Genomic DNA, 2,161 nt, shown 5'->3' on the forward strand with positions numbered 1-2,161 from the left:
AAAAAAGCAAAAAAAGCCTTCAATATTGCGACAATATCCATCACATCAACTCGATCAATCAATTCAATAGATTCATGTGACATATCAGCCAAAAGTGCTGTGATGCCTTCTGTTGCCTCACTTGTGAACAAAACTTGAGAAAGCTTCGTGATAAGCACATCATTGCTCAAAGTGGTTTTTTGCTCTCCAAACTCAGGAAGCAGCAGCTCTGTCAATTGTGGTCCAATGAGCACCGCTAATTGCTTGGCATGCTTAAAAGTGGGGCGATAAAAGGTCAGTTTCTTGCATAGAGATTCTTTACCACCTTTGTCCTGATAAAGAAGCGGAACCTGCAATTCTACATCAATGCTGGTTTGTAAACTTGTCATGATCAATTCCTATAAATGAGAACCCTATCAATAATGAGAGCTTATAAATTGAGAATAGAGCGGCGGCGAGAACCGATCTCTTGCCCGTTGCGGATAAGCCAACCGCCCCGTTTAAAAGAAAAGCGGTGCAAAACAGAACCATCCCAAAATTCCGTATAGTCCCAAACATTTTTGATCTCACAATCATAGCCTGTCGCTTTTCCAGCCGTTAAGCCTTCGCTATCCACTTTGACCAAGCGCCCTGTAACATCAATAGAATGCTCATGCTCACGCCCATCTTCTTCAGAGATGACATGTTTTTTGCCAGTGAATTTATGACGAAGACCAGGAGGACCACCAAAAATACCGATGACCTCAGGGGTATGGCTGCGGATTTTCATTTGCAAGCCAAGGGCTTTCACACCAAGACCGCTCACATCAATCTGCATATCAGAGCCCCCTGGTTGATAGGTTTCAGTGATTTCTTCCAACGTAGGTAATTTGAGGGTTTCAAGATCAAGATGGAGATTCACATCATCATCAACAATCAAGGTAAAACCGCGTACAATGCGTAAAGTCATGCTTTAACTCCTTGCTGCTTTGCGATAACCCTCTAGCGTATCGCCAAATTGATAAGTCATTTTATTTTGGATATCTTCAGCAAGCCGATTAAAGTAAGCTCCATTGCGCCGGCTGCCAAAGCTTAAATCTTCTAGAGGCGGTACTTCTTCTGCATCAAACTCGACCCGCAATTTTCCCAATTGTAAAGTGCTGTTGGAATTTAAATCGCGGTCAAACCAAACCCGACCACCAAGCAATGCACCACGCGCAATCATATCATCAAGAAAGCTGGTCAAAGAGCGGGTAATGGCAATAACATGTTGACCAGTCAGATTCTCATCATTGGCCCAAGGGCGTAAATTATTAATGATGGTTTTTTCCAAGGCTGCACGGGTGCGCACCACATTGACAAAACGCCACAATGGGTCACTGGAGGTGGTATGGTTGCCCCATAAAATGCGCCCATTGGAAGCTACTTCTCCCTGCCCATTTTGACTAAGGCGCGCGGGAATAAAGGTGGCAATATCGGCTTTATTGAGACGATTTGCCTCATGATCAATTTCCCCATCAAAGTAGCTAATGGGGCGTGCTGTCCCTAAAATGCCATGCACATCTTGGTTGGAAGGAGACCAAAAAACACCGCCCCTTTGCTTATCACGTTTGATAAACATGGCTGCTGCAAAAGGACTTGCGGGTTTTATGCTAACACCACCCTCACGATTTGCCACCCGTACAAAGGGATCAATCAAATAACAAAAGCGTGAGGAAAAATCTGCACGATAGGCAAGACTTTCTTGCGTGTTTTTACCCCCCGTATCAAAAACCGCAATCGCTTGTAGCTTTTCTGCAACCTGTTCCAAAGCGTCTGCCACAGGGTTTTTGCCATTGTCAATCCGCCCTGCACTATAAGCCGGTGCTAAGAGAATTCCAGGTTCCACACCCAAATGCCCCCGCGCATGCGCTAAGGCATGCACACCGGTCAAATGAGTATTGGATCCCACCATTTCGGTTTGTGTCTCAGCAATGGTTGACTTTTCTTCTACACGTACAAGGATAATTTGTGCCTCGATCCCCTGCGCGCACACGGCGTTAATCACGTCAAGAGCTGTGCCTCTTGTTCCAAGCTTTTGGATTTTCTCACCCTCATGTGTAAAAACTAACACAGGCTCGTTGAGGGGAAAAACTTGGTTGTCAGCATCAGGCGCTGTCACAACCGCACCAATAGCGGTCTGATCAAATGTTGCTAAAGGACG

The 2,161-nt window shown here is 45.3% G+C and carries 3 protein-coding genes; all 3 read right to left on the reverse strand.

Translation table 11 applies throughout. The features are described 5' to 3' along the window. A partial coding sequence (locus ACFIMX_RS03440; protein WP_375694034.1) for a hypothetical protein occupies positions 1 to 368 on the reverse strand: 368 nt, incomplete at its 3' end. Positions 369 to 409: 41 nt separating this feature from the next. Continuing rightward, on the reverse strand, positions 410 to 928 hold the full coding sequence (locus ACFIMX_RS03445; RefSeq protein ID WP_375694035.1) for a phage major tail tube protein: 519 nt from the start codon (positions 926 to 928) through the stop codon (positions 410 to 412). 3 nt (positions 929 to 931) lie between these two features. Then, positions 932 to 2,161 (reverse strand): phage tail sheath family protein (locus tag ACFIMX_RS03450; RefSeq protein WP_375694036.1); only part of this gene is annotated, 1,230 nt, incomplete at its 5' end.

Source organism: Bartonella sp. AD24XZML (assembly GCF_042196485.1).
Taxonomy (GTDB): domain Bacteria; phylum Pseudomonadota; class Alphaproteobacteria; order Rhizobiales; family Rhizobiaceae; genus Bartonella.